Annotated in this window: 13 protein-coding genes; 11 read left to right on the top strand and 2 right to left on the bottom strand. The window is 69.5% G+C overall.

Going from position 1 to position 21,135, the window contains the following annotated elements:
- The first annotated feature begins 6 nt into the window (after positions 1-6).
- Entirely contained in the window at positions 7-7,587 is a 7,581-nt protein-coding gene (locus tag KBC94_RS10975; RefSeq protein ID WP_294369859.1) for an Ig-like domain-containing protein, read from the top strand.
- A 156-nt stretch (positions 7,588-7,743) separates the two neighbouring features.
- On the opposite strand, the gene KBC94_RS10970 is transcribed toward KBC94_RS10975, so the two are convergent.
- Both KBC94_RS10970 and KBC94_RS10965 read right to left on the bottom strand, forming a co-directional pair.
- Positions 7,744-9,840: an EAL domain-containing protein gene (locus KBC94_RS10970; RefSeq protein ID WP_294369856.1), complete on the bottom strand. Its 2,097-nt coding sequence runs from the start codon at positions 9,838-9,840 to the stop codon at positions 7,744-7,746.
- A 70-nt stretch (positions 9,841-9,910) separates the two neighbouring features.
- A complete protein-coding gene (locus KBC94_RS10965; RefSeq protein WP_294369854.1) occupies positions 9,911-10,621 on the bottom strand; it encodes a transglutaminase-like cysteine peptidase in 711 nt (236 codons plus the stop codon).
- A gap of 247 nt (positions 10,622-10,868) precedes the next feature.
- On the opposite strand from KBC94_RS10965, the gene KBC94_RS10960 reads away from it, so the two are divergent.
- The 10 genes from KBC94_RS10960 to KBC94_RS10915 all read left to right on the top strand — a co-directional run bounded on the left by KBC94_RS10960 (position 10,869) and on the right by KBC94_RS10915 (position 21,021).
- Positions 10,869-12,758 (top strand): TolC family outer membrane protein, encoded by a 1,890-nt coding sequence (locus tag KBC94_RS10960; protein ID WP_294369849.1) that lies wholly within the window; start codon positions 10,869-10,871, stop codon positions 12,756-12,758.
- Between the two features lie 301 nt (positions 12,759-13,059).
- Positions 13,060-14,061, top strand: a complete 1,002-nt coding sequence (locus KBC94_RS10955; protein WP_294369846.1) for an ABC transporter substrate-binding protein — start codon at positions 13,060-13,062, stop codon at positions 14,059-14,061.
- Between the two features lie 19 nt (positions 14,062-14,080).
- Positions 14,081-14,956 (top strand): ABC transporter permease, encoded by an 876-nt coding sequence (locus KBC94_RS10950; protein WP_294369844.1) that lies wholly within the window; start codon positions 14,081-14,083, stop codon positions 14,954-14,956.
- 3 nt (positions 14,957-14,959) lie between these two features.
- Positions 14,960-15,745, top strand: coding sequence for an ABC transporter ATP-binding protein (locus KBC94_RS10945; protein WP_294369843.1), 786 nt, complete (start codon positions 14,960-14,962; stop codon positions 15,743-15,745).
- A complete protein-coding gene (locus KBC94_RS10940) occupies positions 15,738-16,748 on the top strand; it encodes an NAD(P)-dependent oxidoreductase (protein ID WP_294369842.1) in 1,011 nt (336 codons plus the stop codon). The genes KBC94_RS10945 and KBC94_RS10940 overlap by 8 nt, the downstream gene beginning before the upstream one ends.
- Positions 16,741-17,538 (top strand): SDR family NAD(P)-dependent oxidoreductase, encoded by a 798-nt coding sequence (locus tag KBC94_RS10935; RefSeq protein WP_294369840.1) that lies wholly within the window; start codon positions 16,741-16,743, stop codon positions 17,536-17,538. Before KBC94_RS10940 ends, KBC94_RS10935 begins: the two co-directional genes overlap by 8 nt.
- A 29-nt stretch (positions 17,539-17,567) precedes the next feature.
- Entirely contained in the window at positions 17,568-18,986 is a 1,419-nt protein-coding gene (gene hydA / locus KBC94_RS10930; protein ID WP_294369838.1) for a dihydropyrimidinase, read from the top strand.
- 8 nt (positions 18,987-18,994) lie between these two features.
- Positions 18,995-19,759, top strand: a complete 765-nt coding sequence (locus KBC94_RS10925) for an aspartate/glutamate racemase family protein (RefSeq protein WP_294369836.1) — start codon at positions 18,995-18,997, stop codon at positions 19,757-19,759.
- A 91-nt stretch (positions 19,760-19,850) separates the two neighbouring features.
- Entirely contained in the window at positions 19,851-20,063 is a 213-nt protein-coding gene (locus KBC94_RS10920) for a hypothetical protein (protein ID WP_294369834.1), read from the top strand.
- Between the two features lie 61 nt (positions 20,064-20,124).
- Positions 20,125-21,021: an alpha/beta hydrolase gene (locus KBC94_RS10915; RefSeq protein WP_294369832.1), complete on the top strand. Its 897-nt coding sequence runs from the start codon at positions 20,125-20,127 to the stop codon at positions 21,019-21,021.
- Positions 21,022-21,135: the final 114 nt, after the last annotated feature.

The raw sequence follows: 21,135 nt of genomic DNA, 5'->3' as shown, positions 1-21,135 counted from the left end.
TCGACGGTGACGATCACCGTCACGCCGGTGAACGACCCGCCGGTGCCGAGCGATCCGCCGGTCACGCCGCCGGGCCAGAACTTCGACCCGGCGACGGGCAACTACACGATCACGACGCCGGAGGACACGCCGGTCAAGGGCCAGGTGGCCGCCACCGACGTGGACGGCGACGCGCTGACCTTCACCAAGAGCAGCGACCCGACACACGGCAGCGTCACGGTCAACGCCGACGGCAGCTACACCTACACGCCCAGCCAGGACTACAACGGCAAGGACAGCTTCACCGTGACGGTGAGCGACGGCAAGGGCGGCACTGCGACCTCGACGGTGAACGTGACTGTCACGCCGGTCAACGACGCGCCGGTGGCCGTCAACGACACCGTGACCACCGACGAGGACACGCCCGTCACCATCCAGGTGCTGCGCAACGACACCGACGTGGACGGCGACAAGCTCACCGTGGTGGGCTTCACCCAGCCCGCGCACGGCACCGTGGCGCTGGACGCCAACGGCAACCCGGTCTACACGCCCGGCCTGGACTACAACGGCGCCGACAGCTTCACCTACACCATCAGCGACGGCAACGGCGGCACCTCGACCGCCACGGTGTCGATCACGGTGGGCGGCGTCAACGACGCGCCGGAGCCCAAGCCCGACACCAACAGCACCAGCGAAGACGTGGTGCTCAAGGTCGGCGTCACCGGCGGCGTGCTGGCCAACGACGTCGATCCGGACGGCGACAGCATGGCGGTGACCCAGGTCAGCTTCGGCGGCAACACCGTCGATGCCGGCAAGGCCATCGAAGGCAGCTGGGGCACGCTGACGCTCAATGCCGACGGCAGCTACACCTACGCGCCCAATGCGGCCTCGCAGGCCCTGACCACCGGCCAGAGCCAGAAGGACGTGTTCACCTACACGGTGACCGACCCCTCGGGCGCCACCGCCACCACCACGCTGACGCTCACCGTCAACGGGGCCAACGACGCACCCGTGGCCGACAACCAGGCCCGCACCACGCCCGAGGACACGTCCATCACCGGCCAGATCGTGGCCCGTGACGTGGATGGCGACACGCTGGGCTATGCCAAGGGCAGCGACCCGGCGCACGGCACCGTCACGGTCAACGCGGACGGCAGCTACCTCTACACGCCCGCCAAGGACTACAACGGCAAGGACAGCTTCACCGTGCTGGTGAGCGATGGCAACGGCGGCACGACCACGGCCACCGTCACCATCGACGTCACGCCGCAGAACGACGCGCCCACGGCGCCCGACTACAGCATCACCACCCGCGAAGACACCCCGATCGACGGCAGGGTGGTGGGCAGCGACGTGGATGGCGACACCCTCACCTATGTGAAGGGCAGCGATCCGGCGCACGGCACGGTGGTGGTGAATGCCGATGGCACCTTCACCTACACCCCGGGCAAGGACTACAACGGCGGCGACAGCTTCACCGTGACGGTGAGCGACGGCAAGGGTGGCACGGCCACGTCCACCGTGACCATCGGCGTCACGCCGGTGGACGACGCCAGCGTGCTGGCGCCGGACGTGAAGACGACGACGGAAGACAGCCCGGCGCTGGGCAACGTGCTGACCAACGACCGCGACGTGGACAACGTGCTGAGCGTGGCCTCGTTCCAGGTGGCGGGGCAGGCGGCGGTGCTGGCGGGTGGCACGGCGACGATCGCGAACGTGGGCACGATCACCATCGCGGCCAACGGCGACTACGTGTTCACGCCGGCGGACAACTGGAACGGCCAGGTGCCGACGGTGACGTACACGACGAACACGGGCTCGTCGAGCACGCTGGACATCACGGTGACGCCGCTGGACGACACGCCGGCGCTGAGCAACGACGTGGCGAAGACGCCGGAAGACACGGCGGTGAAGATCGACGTGCTGGCCAACGACACGGATGTGGACGGCGACAAGCTGTCGATCATCGCGGTGGACGGCAAGGACATCACGGCGGGCCCGGTGGCGGTGACGGGCGGGGTGGTGAGCCTGAACGGCGACGGCACGCTGACGTACACGCCCAACAAGGACTACAACGGCAACCTGAGCTTCACGTACACGGCGACGGATGGCCGCACGCCGGTGACGGCGACGGTCAATGTCGAGGTCACGCCCGTCAACGACGCGCCCAAGGCGGTGGACGACGCGGTCAACACCGCCGAGGACACGCCGATCTCCATCCCGGTGCTGCGCAACGACACCGACGTGGACGGCGACACGCTGAGCATCATCGGCTTCACGCAGCCCTCGCACGGCACCGTGACGCTGGGCGCGGACGGCAACCCGGTCTACACCCCCAGCCTCGACTACAACGGCGCCGACAGCTTCACCTACACCATCAGCGACGGCAACGGCGGCACCTCCACCGCGACCGTGTCCATCACCGTGGGCGGCGTCAATGACGCACCCGTGGCGGTGGCCGACACCAACATCACCAGCGAAGATCTGGTGCTCAAGGTGGGCACGGTGGGCGGCGTGCTGGCCAACGACCGCGACGAGGACGGCGACACGCTGTCGGTGGTCAAGGTCGGCTTCAACGGCACCTCGGTCGATGCCGGCAATCCGATCCAGGGCCAGTGGGGCACGCTGACCATCAATGCCGATGGCAGCTACACCTATGCGCCCAATGCAGCCGCGCAAGGCCTGGACGATGGCGAGAGCGCCAGGGACGTCTTCAGCTACACGGTCACGGATCCTTCGGGCGCCACCTCGACCACGACGCTGACGCTCACGGTGACGGGCGCCAATGACGCGCCCGTGGCGGTGGACGATTCGGCCACCACGCCGGAAGACACGGCCGTGACCGTCAGCGTGCTGACCAATGACACGGACGTGGACGGCGAAGCGCTGACCGTGACGCAGATCGACGGCAAGGCCGCCACCGTGGGCCAGGCCATCGCGGTCGAGCACGGCACGGCCACGCTCAATGCCAACGGCACCATCACCTTCAACCCGGACGCCGGCTACAACGGCCCGGCCAGCTTCACCTACACGGTGAGCGACGGCACGGCGCGCGACGTCGCCACGGTCAACATCGTGGTGGACAGCGTGAACGATCCGCCGAACGCGCTGGACAACGTGGTCACCGGCTTCGAGGACGCGCCGCTGACCTTCGATCCGCGCTCCAACGACGTGGATCCGGATGGCGACGCGCTGACCATCACCGCCATCAATGGCCAGCCGATCACCGTCGGCAAGCCGGTGGCCCTGGCCGATGGCCTGCTGAGCCTGAACACCGACGGCACGCTCACCTTCACGCCCAACAAGGACTTCAACGGCAAGGTCGACTTCCAGTACACGGTGGACGACGGCCGCGGCGGCACCGACACCGCCAAGGTGACGATGAACATCACGCCGGTGAACGATCCGCCGGTGCCCACCGACGTGCCCAACGTGCCGGGCCAGAGCTTCGATCCGACGACCAAGAACTACAGCCTGGTCACGCCCGAGGACACGCCGATCAGCGGCAAGGTGGCCGCCACCGACGTGGACGGCGACACGCTGGCCTTCGCCAAGAGCAGCGACCCGGCGCATGGCACGGTCACCGTCAACGCCGACGGCAGCTACACCTACACGCCCAGCCAGGACTACAACGGCAAGGACAGCTTCACCATGACGGTGAGCGACGGCAACGGCGGCACGGCGACATCGACGGTGTTCATCACCGTCACGCCGGTCAACGATGCGCCCACCGCGCCGAACTACAGCCTGACCACGCCGGAAGACACGCCCATCAGCGGCAAGGTCGTGGGCAGCGACGTGGACGGCGACACGCTCGGCTACACCAAGGGCAGCGATCCGAAGAACGGCACCGTGGTGGTCAATGCCGACGGCAGCTACACCTACACCCCGGGCAAGGACTACAACGGCAGCGACAGCTTCACGGTGACGGTGAGCGACGGCAACGGTGGCACCGCCACCTCGACCGTGACCATCGGCGTCACGCCGACCAACGACGCGCCCACGGTACCCAACTACGAGCTGACGACCCAGGAAGACAAGCCGGTCAGTGGCAAGGTGGTGGGCAGCGATGTGGACGGCGACACGCTGAGCTACACCAAGGGCAGCGATCCGGCCCATGGCAGCGTCACCGTCAACGCCGATGGCACCTTCACCTACAACCCGGGCAAGGACTACAACGGCAGCGACAGCTTCACCGTGACGGTCAGCGACGGCAAGGGCGGCACGGCCACCTCGACGGTGACCATCGGCATCGACCCGGTCAACGACAACCCGGTGCTGCCGACCAGCTACGCCGTGTCGACCCCCGAGGACACGCCCGTCACCGGCAAGGTGGTGGCCACCGACGTGGATGGCGACAACCTCAGCTATGCCAAGGGCAGCAACCCGGCGCATGGCACGGTGGTCGTCAACGCCGACGGCAGCTACACGTACACGCCCACCAAGGACTACGCCGGCAACGACAGCTTCACCGTCACGGTGAGCGACGGCGCAGGCGGCACGGCCACCACGACGGTGAATGTGGCCATCGCGCCGGTGGCGGACACGCCCGCAGTGACGGTCGACCTGGGAACGCCGGTGGCCACGCAAGTGACGGTGACCAGCCAGAACGCAGGCTCGACCGACCAGGGCTTCAAGGTCACGGCCACCAAGCTGGACGGCACGCCGGGCACCATCAGCTTCATCAATGGTGGCGGCGTGGTGGGCTTCGGCGTGGCCGGTGCCGCCAGCAACGGTGCCGACACCGAGCTGGGCTACCAGTCCGGCAAGTCCGAGAAACTGTCCATCGCCTTCGACCAGGCGGCCTCCAGCGCGACGCTGACCTTCTCGTACCTGAACCCGACCGAGCACGCCAGCTACACGCTGTACGACGCAGCCGGCCGTGTGATCGGCGGCGGCGTGGTGACGGGCGTGACCGACCTGATCGATCCCTCGATCACGGTCAAGAGCGACACCGGCGCGCTGATCAGCCGCATCGACTTCGCCGCGCCCGGCACCAACGACGACTACGTGCTCAACAAGGTCAGCTACGTGGTGGGCGAGACGATGCCGGTGACGGTCTCCGTCACGCCGAGCGACGTGGACAACTCCGAGTTCGTCAGCGGCGTGGTGCTGCGCGTGCCTGCGGGGGCGACGCTGTCGGCCGGCACGGCCAATGCCGATGGCACCTGGACGCTGCCGCTCACGAGCAATGGCGGCTACACGGTGAACGTCGATCCGGTGACCCATGCGGTGACCATCACCGGCCTGACCCTGTCGGTGCCGGCCTCGTACACCGGCGACCTCTCCGTCACGGCCGTGGCCACCGTGTATGACACGGTGCCGACGGCCACCACCACCGGCACCGGCAGCGACACCGAGACCAATGCGCCCATCGTTGCCTACGACGACGTCGGCAGGGTCAAGAGCGGTGCGACCCTGACCGTCTCCGCGGCCAACGGCGTGATCCAGAGCGGCGCCGATGCCGGCGGCAAGGACGTGGGCACCGGCCTGGTGGTCACCGGCGTGCACACTGGCGGAGACGCGACCAGCGTGGCCTCCACCGCCACCGCCGCGCCCGGCCAGACGCTGACCGGCCAGTACGGCAAGCTCACGCTCAATGCCGACGGCAGCTACAGCTACGTGGCCGACAACGCCAGCGGCCTGCCGAGCAACAAGACGGTGACGGACACCTTCACCTACACCGTCACCGGCGAAGCCGGCAAGACCGAGACGGCGCAACTGGTGATCTCCATCGGCGGCACCAACAACGCGCCCACCATCCAGGCGGGTGCCGTGGCGGCCGTCTCGGAAGAGGGCCTGCCGGGCGGCATCCCCGACACCACGGGCAACACCGACACCACCAACGCACGCACCGCGACGGGCAACGTGGTGATCGGCGACATCGACGGCGACACGCTGGCGGTGACGCTGGTGGCGCCTACGACGGCCCTCACCTCGGGTGGCCAGGCCATCGTCTGGACCGGCGCCGGCACGCAGGAGCTGATCGGCCACATCGGCAGCGCCACGGGCACCGAGGCCATCCGCGTCGCCATCGGCAACGACGGCGCCTACACCGTCACGCTGAGCAAGCCGCTCGACCAGCCTGTCAAGGGCCAGGAGGACGTGAGTCAGTTCAACGTGGGCGTGCGCGTGAGCGACGGGGCCGCCGCCACCACCGGCAGCCTGACGGTGCGCGTGGAGGACGACAGCCCCGTGGCCGCCAACAGCACCGCCACCGGCTTCGTGCGCGCGGACAGCATCAGCATCAATTCGCTGCAGGGCGGCTGGATCAACCCGGTGTTCGACAACGGCACGCGCCAGACCAGCCAGTCCAACACCGACAACGACAGCCTGATCGACAAGATCAGCTGGGGCACGCCGGCCAGCGGCAGCGGCCAGTCGGGCTACACGCTGGTGGACAACATCGGCTACACCAGCGCCACGGGCACCGCCATCAAGGCTGGTACGCCCTTCAAGCTGGCCGACTTCACGCACGACAACTGGCCCATCAACAGCGGTTCGTCCACGCTGGACAAGGTCACGATGACCATGTCCGCCAACGTGGTGATCAACGGTGTGGTGACGGCGGTGAGCTTCAACGTGCTGTTCGACCACACCGAGACGCCCAACGGCAACGATCCCGTGGCCTCGCGCGACATCATCAGCCTGCCGGCGCAGGATGTGATCGTGCAGGTGGGCATCCAGAGCTACACCTTCCGGGTGGAGGGCTTCAAGGATGCCAGCGGCAACCTGGTCAACACGATCTACACCGACGAGCAGGCCAGCAACACCTACAGCCTGTGGGGCAGCATCAGCTCGACCGATGCGCTGCCGCACATCACCGGCCAGGTGGATGCGCAGGCGGGCGCCGACGGGCTGGCCAGCGTGAGCTGGGGCGACCTGACGAGCCAGTACGGCACGATGAAGGCCAATGCCGACGGCACCTACGACTTCGAGGTCAACCGCGCCACCCGCGACACGCTGGCCCCGGGACAGTCGGTGACGCAGAACTTCAGCTACACCGTGACCGACAAGGACGGCGACACCGCCACCTCGACGGTGACGATCAGGATCGAGGCGCCGTCCGAGATCCAGCTGACGACCACCACCGGCCAGGACTACACGGGCACCGACCATGGCGACCGCATCGTGGGCAGCACCGGCAACGACGTCATCAACGGCGGTGCCGGCGACGACTCGATCCGCGGCGGCGACGGTGCGGACACGATCCGCGGCGGCTCGGGCAACGACGTGCTGACCGGCGGCGCCGGTGCCGACACCTTCGTGTGGAAGCTGGGCGACCAAGGCACGTCGGCCACGCCGGCGCGCGACATCGTCACGGACTTCGGCACGGCCTCCAAGGCCAACGGTGGCGACGTGCTCGACCTGCGCGACCTGCTCCAGGGCGAGAACCACAACAGCGGCATCGGCAACCTCGGCAGCTTCCTGCACTTCAGCAAGTCGGGCAGCGACACGGTGATCGACGTGAAGCACGACGGCGCGGCCGGCGGTGCGGTGACCCAGCAGATCGTGCTGAGCAACGTGGACCTGACGGCCAACAACTCGCTCACCGACGCGGCCATCATCCAGAACCTGCTGAACCAGGGCAAGCTGATCACCGACTGATCGGCGAAGGCCCCAAGCAAGGCAGCCCCCTCGCGGGGGCTGCTTTTTTTTGCGAGACGCGCGGGTGCGCTCGGATGCCTGGACGGTCGTGCGCGCAACGCTTGCGCGGCCTGGCCGCGTCGCCGCCGCCCGGTCCGACGTTTCAGCGCGTCGGATTCAGCGGTTGAGGTAGCGCGTGACGGCCGGCCCGGTCACGCCGCCGATGCCGAGGCCGGCCAGCGCGCGCCATTGACCGGCCGAGGACACCTGCTCGGCATAGGCCTCCACGCCCAGGCCGCGCGCCACTTCCACCATGGCCTGCACCAGGCGGCGGTAGCCCTCGCTGCTTTCCACGCTGGCCACGAAGGAGCCGTCGATCTTCAGGTAGTGCAACTGCAGCTCGTGCAACCGCGGCAGCAGCGCGAGCTGGCGGCCGAAATGCTCCACACCCAGGCGGCAGCCGTGGCGGGCCAGCACCTGGGCGAGCATGGCCAGGGCGTCCACATGCTCTTCGAGCCCGCGCTCGCTCAGCTCGAAGGACAGCCAGTTGCATTCGGCCGGATGGCTGCGCAGCAGCGTGTCCAGCCTCGGCAGGAAGCTGGGCTCCAGCAGCGAGCGCGGCGAGAGGTTGACCGCCAGCGGCCCGGGCTGGCGCTGCAGGCTGTCCAGGGCCAGGCGGGTGGCGATCAGGTCGCATTCCTGCACCCAGCCCAGGCGCAGTGCGGCGGGCATGAACTGGCCGGCCGACAGCAGCGCGCTGCCTTCGGGCGCATCGGGCGGGGGCGTCATGCGCAGCATGGCCTCGTGGTGGATCAGCCGGCCATCGGTCTGGCACACGGGATAGAAGACCAGCGTGAAGCGCTGCTCCTGCAGGGCCTGTTGCAGCAGGTTGTCCCAGCCGCTTTCGCCGATCACCGGCACCTCGCTGCCGGGCTCCGCCGCCTCGGCGATGCCGCGCACGGCGCCCTCGGCCTGCATCAGGGCGGCGTCCAGCCGTGCCATCACCTCACCCGGGCTTTCGCCGCGGTGCCAGTGGCCGTGCGCGACATCGACCTGAGCAGCCGGCAGGCGTGCCCCGGCGTCGGTCCAGCCCGAGGCTGGCGCGCCCGGCGCCGGCTCGCCGATCGCCAGCGTGCCGAAGTCGCTGGGCAGGGCGCCGAATCCGGTGGGCAGGGGCGCGAAGCCGGAGGCGGGCGGTGCGAAGGCGCTCGACAGGTCGCCGTCGCGCGCATCCTGCAGCGACAGCACGGCGGCATGGGCCCGGCGTGCGAGTTCGGCCAGCTCGGCCGCGCTGCCACCGGGCCAGAGGTAGGCGAAGTCGGCCCCGTTCAGGCGGGCCAGCACCCGGTCGCCTTCGGCCGGCAGCACGCCGGAGAGCGCCTTGGCCACAGCGGCCAGCCAGCGGTCCGCGCGCTCGCGGCCGATCTGCCGGTTCAGCGCCATCAGGTTGCCCACGCGCAGCAGCAGCAGGCCGCCGGCCGGGTCCTCGGCCTCGTCGTCCAGGGCATTGCGCAGCGCGCCCATGAAGAACTCGCGGTTGGGCAGGCGGCTGACCGGGTCGCGCGTGGCTTCGGCGTGCAGGCGGCGGATCTGGGCCGCCTGCTCGGTGAACATGGCATGCACCCGCGCCACCATGCGGTTGAGCGCGCGCGCCATGCTGCGCAGCTCGGTCACGCGCGGCTCCTCGATGGTGTGGAACTGGCCGTTGCCCACCGCATCGGCCTGGTCGGCCATGTGCTTGAGGGGCCGGCGCAGCCAGCGCACCAGGGCCGTGATGCCCATGCCCCACAGCAGGCCCGTCAGTGCCAGCAGGGCGCCCAGCAGCAGCGTGCCGCGCCAGAGGGCCACATAGGCGTACTGGGTGCTGGCGATCACCCTTACCCGGCCGGCCTGCTGCCAGCCGTTGCTCACCAGCGCCTCGCCCGGCGTGGCCTGCAGCGGCAGCAGGTGGGTGAACCAGGCCGGCACGTCCGCCCCCGGTTGCACGGTGCCGCGGTTGCGGTCGACGACGACCTGGCCCTTCACGTCGGTGTAGCGCACCTGCTGGAAGTGGCCGCTGTCGAACAGGGCATTGACCAGGGTCTCGGCCATGGCCGGGTCGTCGCCCTGCTGCGAGATGGACATGGCCAGCGAGACGGCCGCGTCCGCCCCCTGCGCGAGCAGCTGCTGCTGCAGGTACAGCCGCGAGGTGGCGATGCTGACGGCCCAGGTGCCCAGCAGCACCGCGAACATGGCCAGCAGCACGCTGAGCCAGAGTCGTCTCAAGAGGGACACGGGATTTCTCCTTGGAGGGGACGGGGCCGGGCGCGGTGGCCGCAACCGGCGCCGGCAGGGCAGGGGAAGGTCATGGGATCGAGCCCTCGGCCCGCATGCGCGCGAGCACGTCGCGCCAGCGGGTGAGCCGGTCCACCGGGTGGCTGGCGGTGTTGCCGGGCCCGGCAAAGATGCCTTCGGCGTTGAAGCTGAAGACGGGCGTGAGGTCGGGGCGCGAGCTGGCCGGCATGATGCTGGAGACCAGGCTGTCGAGCACCAGCGGCATGGCCTCGGGCGTGGCGTAGTAGCTGAGCACCATGTGCGCCTGTGTGGCGCCGCCCACGCGGGCGCGTACATAGGTCAGGCGCAGTCGCTCCTCGGGCACGCCCATGGCGCGCAGGGTGAAGTACTTGCCGATGACGTAGTCCTCGCAGTCGCCGCGGCCGCGGCCCAGGGTCTCGACGGGCGTCGCCCAGTAGTCCTCCTGGCCCCAGATCTCCATGTCCTCGCCGAAGCGCACCGCGCGGTTCCAGTGCTCGTTCACGCGGCGCAGCTTCTCGCGTTCGTCGAGCTGGGCGGCACTGTCCACCAGCGTGCGCCAGGCCGTGAAGGCCTGCTGGCCCCAGGCGCCGTAGCGCTGGACCATGGTGCGCTCCATGAGCGCCGCGTCCCAGGCGCGGACGCCGACCGGGCCGCCCAGCGCCAGCAGCACGGCCAGGAGCAGCGCGACCCATGTCCGGCGACCCGCCACGGGCGGCGTGCGCGGGCCGGGCAACAGGGCGAAGAAGAGTTGCGTAAACACGACAGGCCGCGTGCGAGGGGGGAGGCGGAATGGCGTCCTTCAGCGGCCCAGTGCGGAAAAGTTCCGAATGTAAGCGAAGTGTTGCAACATTCTTAACCGATCTGTTACCGATACGTAGAATAATTTATTAGATTGATGCAGTTGGCCTGCCCAGTTGCGCGGCGCGTGCGAACAAAGCCTGACAACAACCAGACACGCGCCATCTTTTTTTACAAATCCACTCGGGACCTTGATTGATCGTATGTCCATGCTGACCTTCCGCCCCGTTGCCGTGGCCGCCCTGTTGGCCTGCAGTGTCGCCGTCGCCCAGACGCCTGCCACTTCGGCGCCCGCGCCGATGCCCGCGGCGGCGCCTTCGGCTGCTGCGACCGCGCTGCCCCCGGCCTCGCTGGGCGATGCCGTCGGTCTGGCCATCAGCCGCAATCCCGAGGTGCTGGCCCGCCTGCGCATGTACCAGGCGTCCGACGCCGAACAGGCGGTGGCGCGCAGCGCGCTGCGCCCGCAGGTGGACCTGCAGGCCTTCACCGGCTATCAGAGCAGCCGCATCAGCGGCAACGACAGCCAGAGCTACAGCCGCCCCGGCGCCAACCTGCAGCTGCGTCAGACCCTGTTCGACGGCGGCGCCGCGTCCAGCGACACGCGCCGTGCCGGCTTTGCCAAGCTGAGTCGCTATTACGACTACCTGGCCGCCAGCGACGAGATCGCGCTGCAGGCCGTTCAGGCCTACATCGACGTGGCCCGCTACCGCGAGCTGGAGCGCCTGGCTGCCGACAACTGGGGCTTCCACAACGAGACGCGCGAGCAGCTCGACCGTCGGGCCTCGGCCGGCGTGGGCAAGCGTGTGGATCTGGAGCTGTCCCAGGGCCGCGCAGCCCTGTCGCAGTCGAACTGGCTGACCGACAGCGCCAACCTGCACGACGTGACCCAGCGCTTCCAGCGCCTGGTGGGCCAGCTGCCCGCGGCCCAGCTGGCGCCGGTGCCCGAGACCTCGGCCAACCTGCCGCCTGCCCAGCAGGTGCTGAACGAGGCCATGCGCCGCAACCCGGGCTTCCTGTCGGCCGTGTCGGGCATCCGCGCCGCCCGCGCCGATCTGGATGTGCGCACCGCCGCCAAGTCGCCCACCGTGGCCTTCGTGGCGCAGACCGGCACCGACAAGCAGCTGTCGGGCCTGGACACCGTGCAGCGTGTGCAGAACAGTTCGGTGCAGGTGGTGCTGAACTACAACCTGTACCGCGGCGGTGCCGACGATGCCCGCGCCCGTGCGGCACAGGAGAACTTCTACGCGGCGCAGGACCAGCGCGACCTGGCCTGCCGCAACATCCGCCAGACCGCCACCATCGCCTACAACGACCTGCGCCGCCTGCGCGAGCAGCTCAATTACCTGGAGCAGCACCAGCTGTCCAGCGAGAAGGCGCGCGAGGCCTTCCGCCAGCAGTTCGACATCGGCCAGCGCTCGCTGCTGGACTTGCTGGACACCGAGAACGAGGTGTTCCAGGCCCGTCGCGCGGTGGTGAACGCCCGCTACGACTACCTGCTGGCCGGCTACCGCGTGCTGCAGCAGACCAACGGGCTGCTGCCCGCCATGAACCAGAAGCCGCTGATGGTCGATGCGCCCGAGGTGCCCGAGGGCGGCCAGGCCGAGGACGAGGCCGTGCTGTGCAGCACCGAGATGACGCCGCCGCAGGTGCTGGACACCGCGGCCGTGGTGGCCTCCCGGCCGCCGCTGCAGCCCACGCCGGGCCAGACCTCGCCCGCACCGCGCCCGCTGCCCGTGCCGGCACAGACCACGCCCGACACGTCCGGCGTGGCGTCCACGGTGCAGGCCTGGGCCCGCACCTGGTCGGCCAAGGACCTGAACAACTACATGGCCTTCTATTCGAGCAGCTTCCGTCCGCAGCAGGGCAGCGTGGAGGCCTGGAAGTCGCTGCGCAGCTCGCGCGTGACCAAGGCCGGCCCGATCAGCGTGACGGTGGAGGACCTGCAGGTGCGCGCGGACGGCGCCAATGCCGCCCAGGCGTCCTTCAAGCAGACCTACCGCTCCAGCGACTACAACGACGTGGTCAACAAGACGCTGCGCTTCGTGCGCGAAGGCCAGGCCTGGAAGATCCAGTCCGAGGTCGCCACGCCAGCGCGCTGACAACGTGGCCCCTGCCGAGGGGCCTGCGGCAGGACGACGGGCCCTTCGGGGCCCGTTTTCTTTTGGCGCACGCACCCGGCGCGCGTCCGCCTCGAAGGGGTGCATGGATGCACCATGGAGAGAAACTGTATCCAATCCTGATGTGCAATTGAGCCTCTATTTCTTCGACAGGCTTTCTGCGATCAGAGAAAAGAGTGCATTCACGTGCTCAATGGATTGGATACAAAGTGGCACGCCCATTGCTTGAAGGCAGGCATCCGGTTTCGCACCGGTCCTGTTGTTCAACCTTCCGGGAATGCCCATGCGCCAATTCATCGCTCCCCTCCTGGTGGCCGCCGCCGCCCTGACGCCGCTGCTCGGCCAGGCGCAGGACGCCATCAAGCTCGGCTACGCCAAGTGCGCGCACTGCACGCCGCTGGCCCTCACGCCGCAGAACGCCGACCCCGCCAAGGTCAAGCTCGAGGCCACCGGCTTCAACACCGGCAACGACGTGCTGACGGCCCTGCTGTCCAAGAGCATCGATGTCGCCCAGGTCACCTATCTGCACTACGCCACCGCCCTGGACAAGGGCTTCGACGTGGTCGCCATCTCGGGCCAGATCAACGGCGGCTCGCAGATCCTGGTGGGCAACGACGTGCCCGTGGCCGAGAACGACTGGGCGGGCCTGAAGAAGGTCATCGCCGAGTACAAGGCCCAGGGCAAGCCCTTCCGCGTGGCCGCCTCGCGCGGCAATGCGCAGGACATCCACATGCGCGGCGCCTTCGCCAAGCAGGGCATCGACATCAACAAGGACGTCCAGTTCATCAACATCCCCAACCCGTCGGACCACGTGCAGGCCCTGCGCCGCGGCGAGGTGGAGCTGATCTGCTCGGTCGACCCCTTCGCCACCCAGATCCGCGAAGTGAAGGCCGCCAAGTTCTTCACCTATCCCTATGACCAGGCGGCCGGCAAGCTCACCAACCTGATCGTCACCCGCTCCGACGTGATCGCCAGCAAGCCCAAGGCGGTGGAGGAGACGGTGCGCTCGATCATCAAGGTCAACGACCTGATGACCAAGGACAAGGGCCTGTTCATCGACACCATCCAGAAGGTGACGGGCCTGGACAAGGCCATCGCCACCGGCGCCGCCGCCAACCTGTACCCCGACTACCAGATCCACCGCGCCTCGGCCGTGGCCATCGCGCAGATGATGCGCGACCTCAAGTACATCAACAACGACGTGACGGCGGCGGTCGAGAAGAACATCGACTACCGCTTCCTCGAAGCCGCGACGGGCAAGCCCAAGTCGCAGCTGGGCTACTGAGGCCATGGGCGGGACGACGATGGCGGATTCCTCCACGACCACGCTGCCGGCCCCGGCTGCAGCGGCGCGCGCCGCCGCGACGCCGGCCTGGAAGCGGCTGTACCGGCGCATCGAACGCGCCATCGTGCCGGCCCTGGTGCTCATCGGCTGGGAGCTGTTCTCCCGCTCGGGCGTGCTGCCGCCCGCGCTGCTGCCGGCGCCTTCGCAGGTGCTGGTGGCCTGGGCCGACTGGGTGATCGGCACCGATGGCAACACGCAGACCTATTCGGGGCACTGGATCTTCGACGTGGCGGCCAGCGCCGGCCGCGTGTTCGCCGGCTTCGCGCTGGCGGCGGCGCTGGGCGTCGGCCTGGGCATGGCCATCGGCTGGTCGCGCACCATCGAGAAGCTGATCGAGCCGCTGCTGCAGGTGCTGCGGCCGGTGCCGCCGGTGTCGTGGATTCCGCTGGCCATCATCTGGTTCGGCATCGCCAACAAGCCGGCCATATTCCTGGTGTTCCTGGGCTCTTTCTTCCCGGTGCTGCTGTCGACCATCCACGGCGTGAAGACCTGCGACCGCAACCTGCTGCGTGCGGGCGCGATGGCGGGCGGCACGCCACGGCTGCTGCTGCGGCACATCGTGTTCCCGGCGGCGCTGCCCAGCATCTTCTCGGGCCTGCGCATCGCCATCGGCTCGGCCTGGATGCTGACCGTCACGGCCGAGATGGTGGCCGTGAAGAGCGGCGTGGGCTATGTGCTCTGGGACTCGTACTACTTCCTGCGCTACGACATCGTCATCGCCGCCATGGCGAGCATCGGCCTGCTGGGCTACTGCAGCGACTGGCTGATCAAGCTGCTGTCGGCGCGCGTGCTGCGCTGGCAGCGCGGCTCCACCCTGCAAGCGAAAGAGGGCTGAACCATGAGCCTCATCACCATCCAGAACGTCTCTCGCCATTTCGAGGACCCGCGCCGCGGCAGCGCCGTCAAGGCGCTGGACGACGTGAGCCTCAGCGTGGGCCGCAACGAGTTCCTGTGCCTGCTGGGCCCGAGCGGCTGCGGCAAGTCCACGCTGCTGAACATGATCGCCGGCTTCGACCACCCCACGGCCGGCGTGGTGGCCGTGGGCGGCCGGCCGGTGACGGCGCCGGGCGTGGACCGCGGCGTGGTCTTCCAGCAGCCCACGCTGATGCCCTGGCTGCCGGTGTGGGAGAACGTGGCCTTCCACCTCACCATGCGCGGCCTGCCCAAGGCAGAGCGGCGCAAGAAGGCGCAGCACTTCATCGACATGGTGGGGCTGCGCGGCTTCGAGAACCACTTTCCCAGCGAGCTGTCGGGCGGCATGAACCAGCGCGTGGGCATCGCCCGGGCGCTGCTGATGAACCCGGAGGTGATCCTGATGGACGAGCCCTTCGGCGCGCTGGACGAGCAGACCAAGATGGACATGCATGCCGAGCTGGTGCGCATCTGGCGCGACAGCCAGAGCACCATCGTGTTCGTCACGCATGGCATCGAGGAATCGCTGGCGCTGGGCACGCACATCGCCGTGATGTCGGCGCGGCCCGGCCGCATCCGCGAGCTGATCGCGGTGGACCTGCCGCGCCCGCGCGATTCCACCAGCCCGCGCTTCAACGACTACAAGCGGCACATCCTGCAGCTGTTGCGGCCTGAAGGGGTCGTGACGCCCACCGCTGCCGCACATGGCTGAGGCTGCATCGGTCACCTTCATCACCGGGGCCGCGGGCTTCGTTGGCTTGGCGCTGGTGGAGCATCTGCTCGCCCGCGGCGAGACGGTGGTCGGCTGGGATGTGGCGCCGCTGCCCGAGGCGGCGCAGCGCGCGTTGGCAGCATTGCCCGGGCGCTTCATCGCCTTGCGGGGCGACGTGGGCGATGCCGCAGCGCTGGAAGCCGCACTGGCCCTGCATCGGCCGCATCGCCTGGTGCTGCTGGCGGCCGTGACCGCGGCGGCCGAGCGCGAGCGCCGCGCGCCCGAAGGGATCTTCGCCGTCAACCTGGTGGCCGTGACCACGGCGCTGCGCCTGGCGTCGGCGCATGGCGTTCAGCGGGTGCTGCTGGCCAGCTCGGGCTCGGCCTATGGGGCCAGCGGGCGGCTGCCCGGCCTGCTGCACGATACCGACACGCCGTTGCAGCCCGAGGGGCTGTACGGCATCTCCAAGGTGGCAGCCGAGGCCGCGGCGCGGCGATTGGCCGGGCTGCTGGGCGTGGACCTGCGCATCGGCCGCCTGGGCACCTGCTTCGGCCCCTGGGAGCGCGACACCGGCGTGCGTGACACGCCCAGCGCGCCGCTACAAGCCTTGCGGCTGTTGCGCGCCCGTCAACCGGTTCGGCTGCCGCGCCCGCTGCGGCGCGACTGGCTTTACGTCTGCGATGCGGCCGCCGCCATCGCGGCACTGCTCGACACCGAGGCGCCGTCGCAGCCCATCTACAACCTGGCGGCCGGCTTCGAATGGTCGGTGGCCGACTGGTGCGCCTGGCTCGCCACGCAGCCGGGCTTCGAGCGCGCTGACTGGGGCATCGCCGCCGAAGGGGACGCCGCCAACATCGAGCCCTACGCCGACTACGACCGCGCCAGCATGGACATCTCGGCCCTGCGCCGGGACACCGGCTTCGTGCCGCACTACGACCTGCCGCGAGCCGGTGCTGACTTCCTTGCCTGGCTGCAGCACAGCGCGGCGCCTGCCCATGTCTGAGATCACGCCCACGCCCGCCCAGCGTATGTCCGGCAAGGCCTGCATCGTCACTGGCGCCGCCTCCGGCATCGGCCGCGCCATCGCCCGCCGGCTGGCCGCCGAAGGTGCCTTCGTCATCGTGGCCGACATCACCGAGCAGCCCATCGAGGGCGGCCTGCCCACGCTCATGGCCATCGAGGCCGAAGGCGGCCAGGCCCGCTTCGTCCACTGCGACGTGAGCCGCACCGAGCAGGTCGACGCGCTCGTGGCGGAAGCCGTGCGCTGGCAGGGCCGGCTCGACGTGCTGGTCAACAACGCCTGCATCCGCCATGCGCGGCCGTTGGCCGACATGGAGGATGCGGACTGGCAGCGCCTGCTCGACGTCAACCTGGGCGGCGCCTTCCGTGCCAGCCGCGCCGCGGTGCGGCAGATGCGCACCCAGGAAGTGGTGGACGAGGTGCGCGGTCGCATCGTCAACCTCTCGTCGCAGCATGGCCTGATCGCCGCCCCCGGCGACCTGGGCTACGGCGTCACCAAGGCCGCCATCGCCTACATGACGCGGCAAGTGGCGGCCGACTACGCCGCCGAGCAGATCGCCTGCAACGCCGTGGCGCCCGGCAAGATCCAGACGGGGCAGGGCGGCCGCGCGCTCGACCCGGTCGTCATGGAGCGCGCCATCCGCCGCACACCCTGGCCGCGCCTGGGCCGGCCCGAGGACGTGGCCGAGGCGGTGCTCTTTCTTGCCAGTTCCGAAGCCCGTTTCATCACCGGTGCCGAACTCATGGTCGACGGCGGCTGGATGGCCGCCTGACCTTCCTTCTTTTCTTGAACACGAATCCCATGTCCGCCTTCGACCTCGTCATCCGCAACGCGCGCGCCGTCACGGCCAGCGACATCTTCGACTGCGACATTGCCGTGAAGGATGGCCGCATCGTGCAACTGGGCCAGGACCTGCCGGCCGGGGCGCGCGAGATCGACGCGGCCGGCCGCCATGTGACGCCCGGCGGCGTCGACGCGCACTGCCACCTCGACCAGCCCGAGCCGCCGCCGGTGGTGATGGCCGACGACTTCGACACCGGCACGCGTTCGGCAGCCTGTGGCGGCACCACCACCGTCATTCCCTTCGCGCTGCAGCACAAGGGCCAGTCGCTGCGCGAGGCGGTGGCCGACTACCACCAGCGCGCCGAAGGCAAGGCGCATGTGGACTACAGCTTCCACCTGATCGTGAGCGACCCCACGCCCACGGTGCTCGAAGAAGAACTGCCGGCGCTGATCCGCGAGGGCTACACCTCGTTCAAGATCTACATGACCTACGACAGCCTGAAGCTGGACGACGGGCAGATCCTGGACGTGCTGTCCGTGGCGCGCGAGCACGGCGCCATGGCCATGATCCATGCCGAGAACGCCGACTGCATCGAATGGCTCAGCAAGCGGCTGGAGGCCGCCGGCCGCACCGCGCCGCGCTGGCATGCGCATGCGCGGCCCATGCTGGTGGAGCGCGAGGCCACGCACCGCGCCATCGCGCTGTCGGAGCTGGTGGACGTGCCGATCCTCATCGTGCATGTCTCCGGACGCGAGGCGGTCGAGCAGATCCGCTGGGCCCGCGCCCACGGGCTGAACGTCTTCGCCGAGACCTGCCCGCAGTACCTCTTCCTCACCGCCGAGGACCTCGGCATCGACGACAGCTACCACGGCGCCAAGTGCGTCTGCAGCCCGCCGCCGCGCGACAAGCGCAACCAGCAGGTGATCTGGAACGGCCTGGCCGATGGGCTGTTCACGGTGTTCTCGTCCGACCACGCGCCCTACAAGTTCGACGGCACGGAGGGCAAGAAGCCGGGTGGCGAGGAGGTGGGCTTCCGCCACATTCCCAACGGCATTCCTGGCATCGAGACGCGCATGGCGCTGCTGTGGTCCGAAGGCGTGATGGCGGGGCGCATTACGCCGCAGAAGTTCGTGGAGCTGACATCGACCAACCCGGCGAAGGCCTATGGTCTGCATCCGCGCAAGGGCAGCCTGGCGGTGGGTGCCGATGCCGACCTCGTGATCTGGGACGAGCGCGAGTTCGTGCTGACCAATGCCCAGCTGCACCACAACGTGGACTACACGCCGTATGAAGGCATGCACCTGACGGCCTGGCCCGGCATGACGCTGTCGCGCGGCGAGGTGGTCTGGGACGGCCGCGACTTCACCGGCCGCCAGGGCGCCGGACGCTTCCTGCACTGCGGCACGCCCACGCTGGTGCCGCGCCGCCGGGGATGATCGGCACCATGCGCATCCTGGTCATCAACCCCAACATCTCCGACAGCGTCACGGCACTCATCGGCAGCGAGGCGGCGCGCAGCGCCAGCCCCGGCACCGAACTCACGCTGCGCACCGCGTCTTTCGGCGTGGCCTACATCGAGACGCGTTTCGAGGCCATGGTGGGCGCCTATGCGGCCGCCAACGTCGCGGCCGAGCATGCGGCGGGCCACGACGCGGTGATCGTGGCCGCCTTCGGTGATCCGGGCCTCGCGGCGCTGCGCGAGGTGCTGCCCATGCCGGTGCTGGGACTCACCGAATCGGCCCTGGCGAGTGCGTGCCTGCTGGGCCCGCGCTTCTCGATCATCGCCATCTCGCAGCGCATCCAGGCCTGGTACCGCGAGGTGGTGCAGGCCAACGGGCTGGAAGGCCGGCTGGCCAGCATCCGTGCGCTCGACCGGCCGCTGGCGCGCATCGACGGCATCCAGGAGGACCATTCCGAGGCGCTGCTGGACTTGTGCGAACGTGCCGTGGACGAGGATGGGGCCGATGTGCTGATCCTGGCCGGCGCCCCCTTGGCCGGCCTGGCGCGGCAACTGGCGGGACGCCTGCCGGTGCCGGTGGTCGATGGCGTCTCCAGTGCCGTGCGGCAGGCGGAGATGCTCCACGGCCTGCAGCCGGGCCTGGCCAGCCGCGGCAGCATGGCGCCGCCGCCCGCCAAGCCGCAGCAAGGACTGCCGCCCGCGCTGGCGGCGCTCCTCGCGGCGGCACAGGCCCGCAGCGCGTCGGCCTGAAGCGCCCGCAGCCGGGCGATGGCGTCCGACAGACCGTCGCAGGGCGGGGCGGCAGTCTGCCGCCAGCGGCATTGCCGCAAGGAGCCCACCCATGAAGATCAAGACACCGCTGCTACTTGGCCTGTTGGCCGTCACCCTCGCCGGCTGCGTGGTCGCGCCTCCGCCCCCGCCCTCGGGCCCGCCGCCGGGCGCCTACCGAGACCGTGACCGCGATGGCGTGCCCAACCGCTACGACCGCGACCGCGATGGCGACGGCGTGCCGAACCGTTACGACGCGCGCCCCAACGACCCGCGCTATCGCTGAGGCGCAGCGCGCCGGGAAGCGCGCGCCTACCATGCAGGGCTGTCCTTAGGAGACTCCCTGCATGACCTCGCTTTTTCCCGGATTCGAAGAACGCCGCGTCGACGTCGGCGACGGCATCCAGATCGCCGCCACGATCGGCGGCTCCGGCCCACCGCTGCTGCTGCTGCACGGCCATCCGCAGACCCGCGCCATCTGGCACAAGGTGGCGCCCACGCTGGCTCAACACTTCACGCTGGTCGCAGCGGACATCCGCGGCTACGGCGACTCCTCCAAGCCTGCCGGTCTGTCGGACCATGCGAACTACGCCAAGCGCGCCATGGCGCAGGACCAGGTGACGCTGATGCGCACGCTGGGCTTCGAGCGCTTCCTCGTCCTCGCGCATGACCGCGGCGCCCGCGTGGCCCACCGGCTGGCCATGGACCATGCGCAGGCCGTGCGCCGCTTGGTGACGCTCGACATCGCGCCCACGCTCGCCATGTACGAGCAGACCGACGAAGCCTTCGCACGCGCCTACTGGCACTGGTTCTTCCTGATCCAGCCGGCGCCGCTGCCCGAGCGGCTGATCGAGGCCGACCCGGCGCGCTACATCACCGACCTGATGGGCAAGCGCAGCGCCGGCCTGGCCCCCTTCGACCCGCGCGCCCTGGCCGAGTACCAGCGCTGCATCGCACTGCCCGGCGCGGCGCATGCCACCTGCGAGGACTACCGCGCGGCGGCCACCATCGATCTGCAACACGACCGTGCCGACCGCGAGGCCGGCCGCAAGCTCACGATGCCGCTGCTCGCGCTGTGGGGCGAGGAGGGCGTGGTCCACCGCTGCTTCCAGCCCCTGGCCGAATGGCAGCGCGTGGCGGTGGATGTGCAGGGCGGCCCGCTGCCCTGCGGCCACTACATCGCCGAAGAGGCGCCCGAGGCGCTGCTGGCGCGGGTGATGCCGTTCCTGGCTGCGGCCGAATAGACCCGCCTCGAAGCCGGCGTTGGGCGCAGGAAGGCGCCTGGGCTGATGAGGCGGCAGGCTGCCGTCGCCAAGCCCCTTGCCGGCTCAGTTCCCCGTCAGTGATGTTTTCGAGAA

Origin of the sequence: Pseudacidovorax sp. (assembly GCF_017991995.1) — a bacterium.
Classification (GTDB): Bacteria; Pseudomonadota; Gammaproteobacteria; order Burkholderiales; family Burkholderiaceae_C; genus Xenophilus.
Note: the sequence above shows the minus strand (reverse complement) of the source record. Positions and strands in the feature narration are given on the sequence as shown.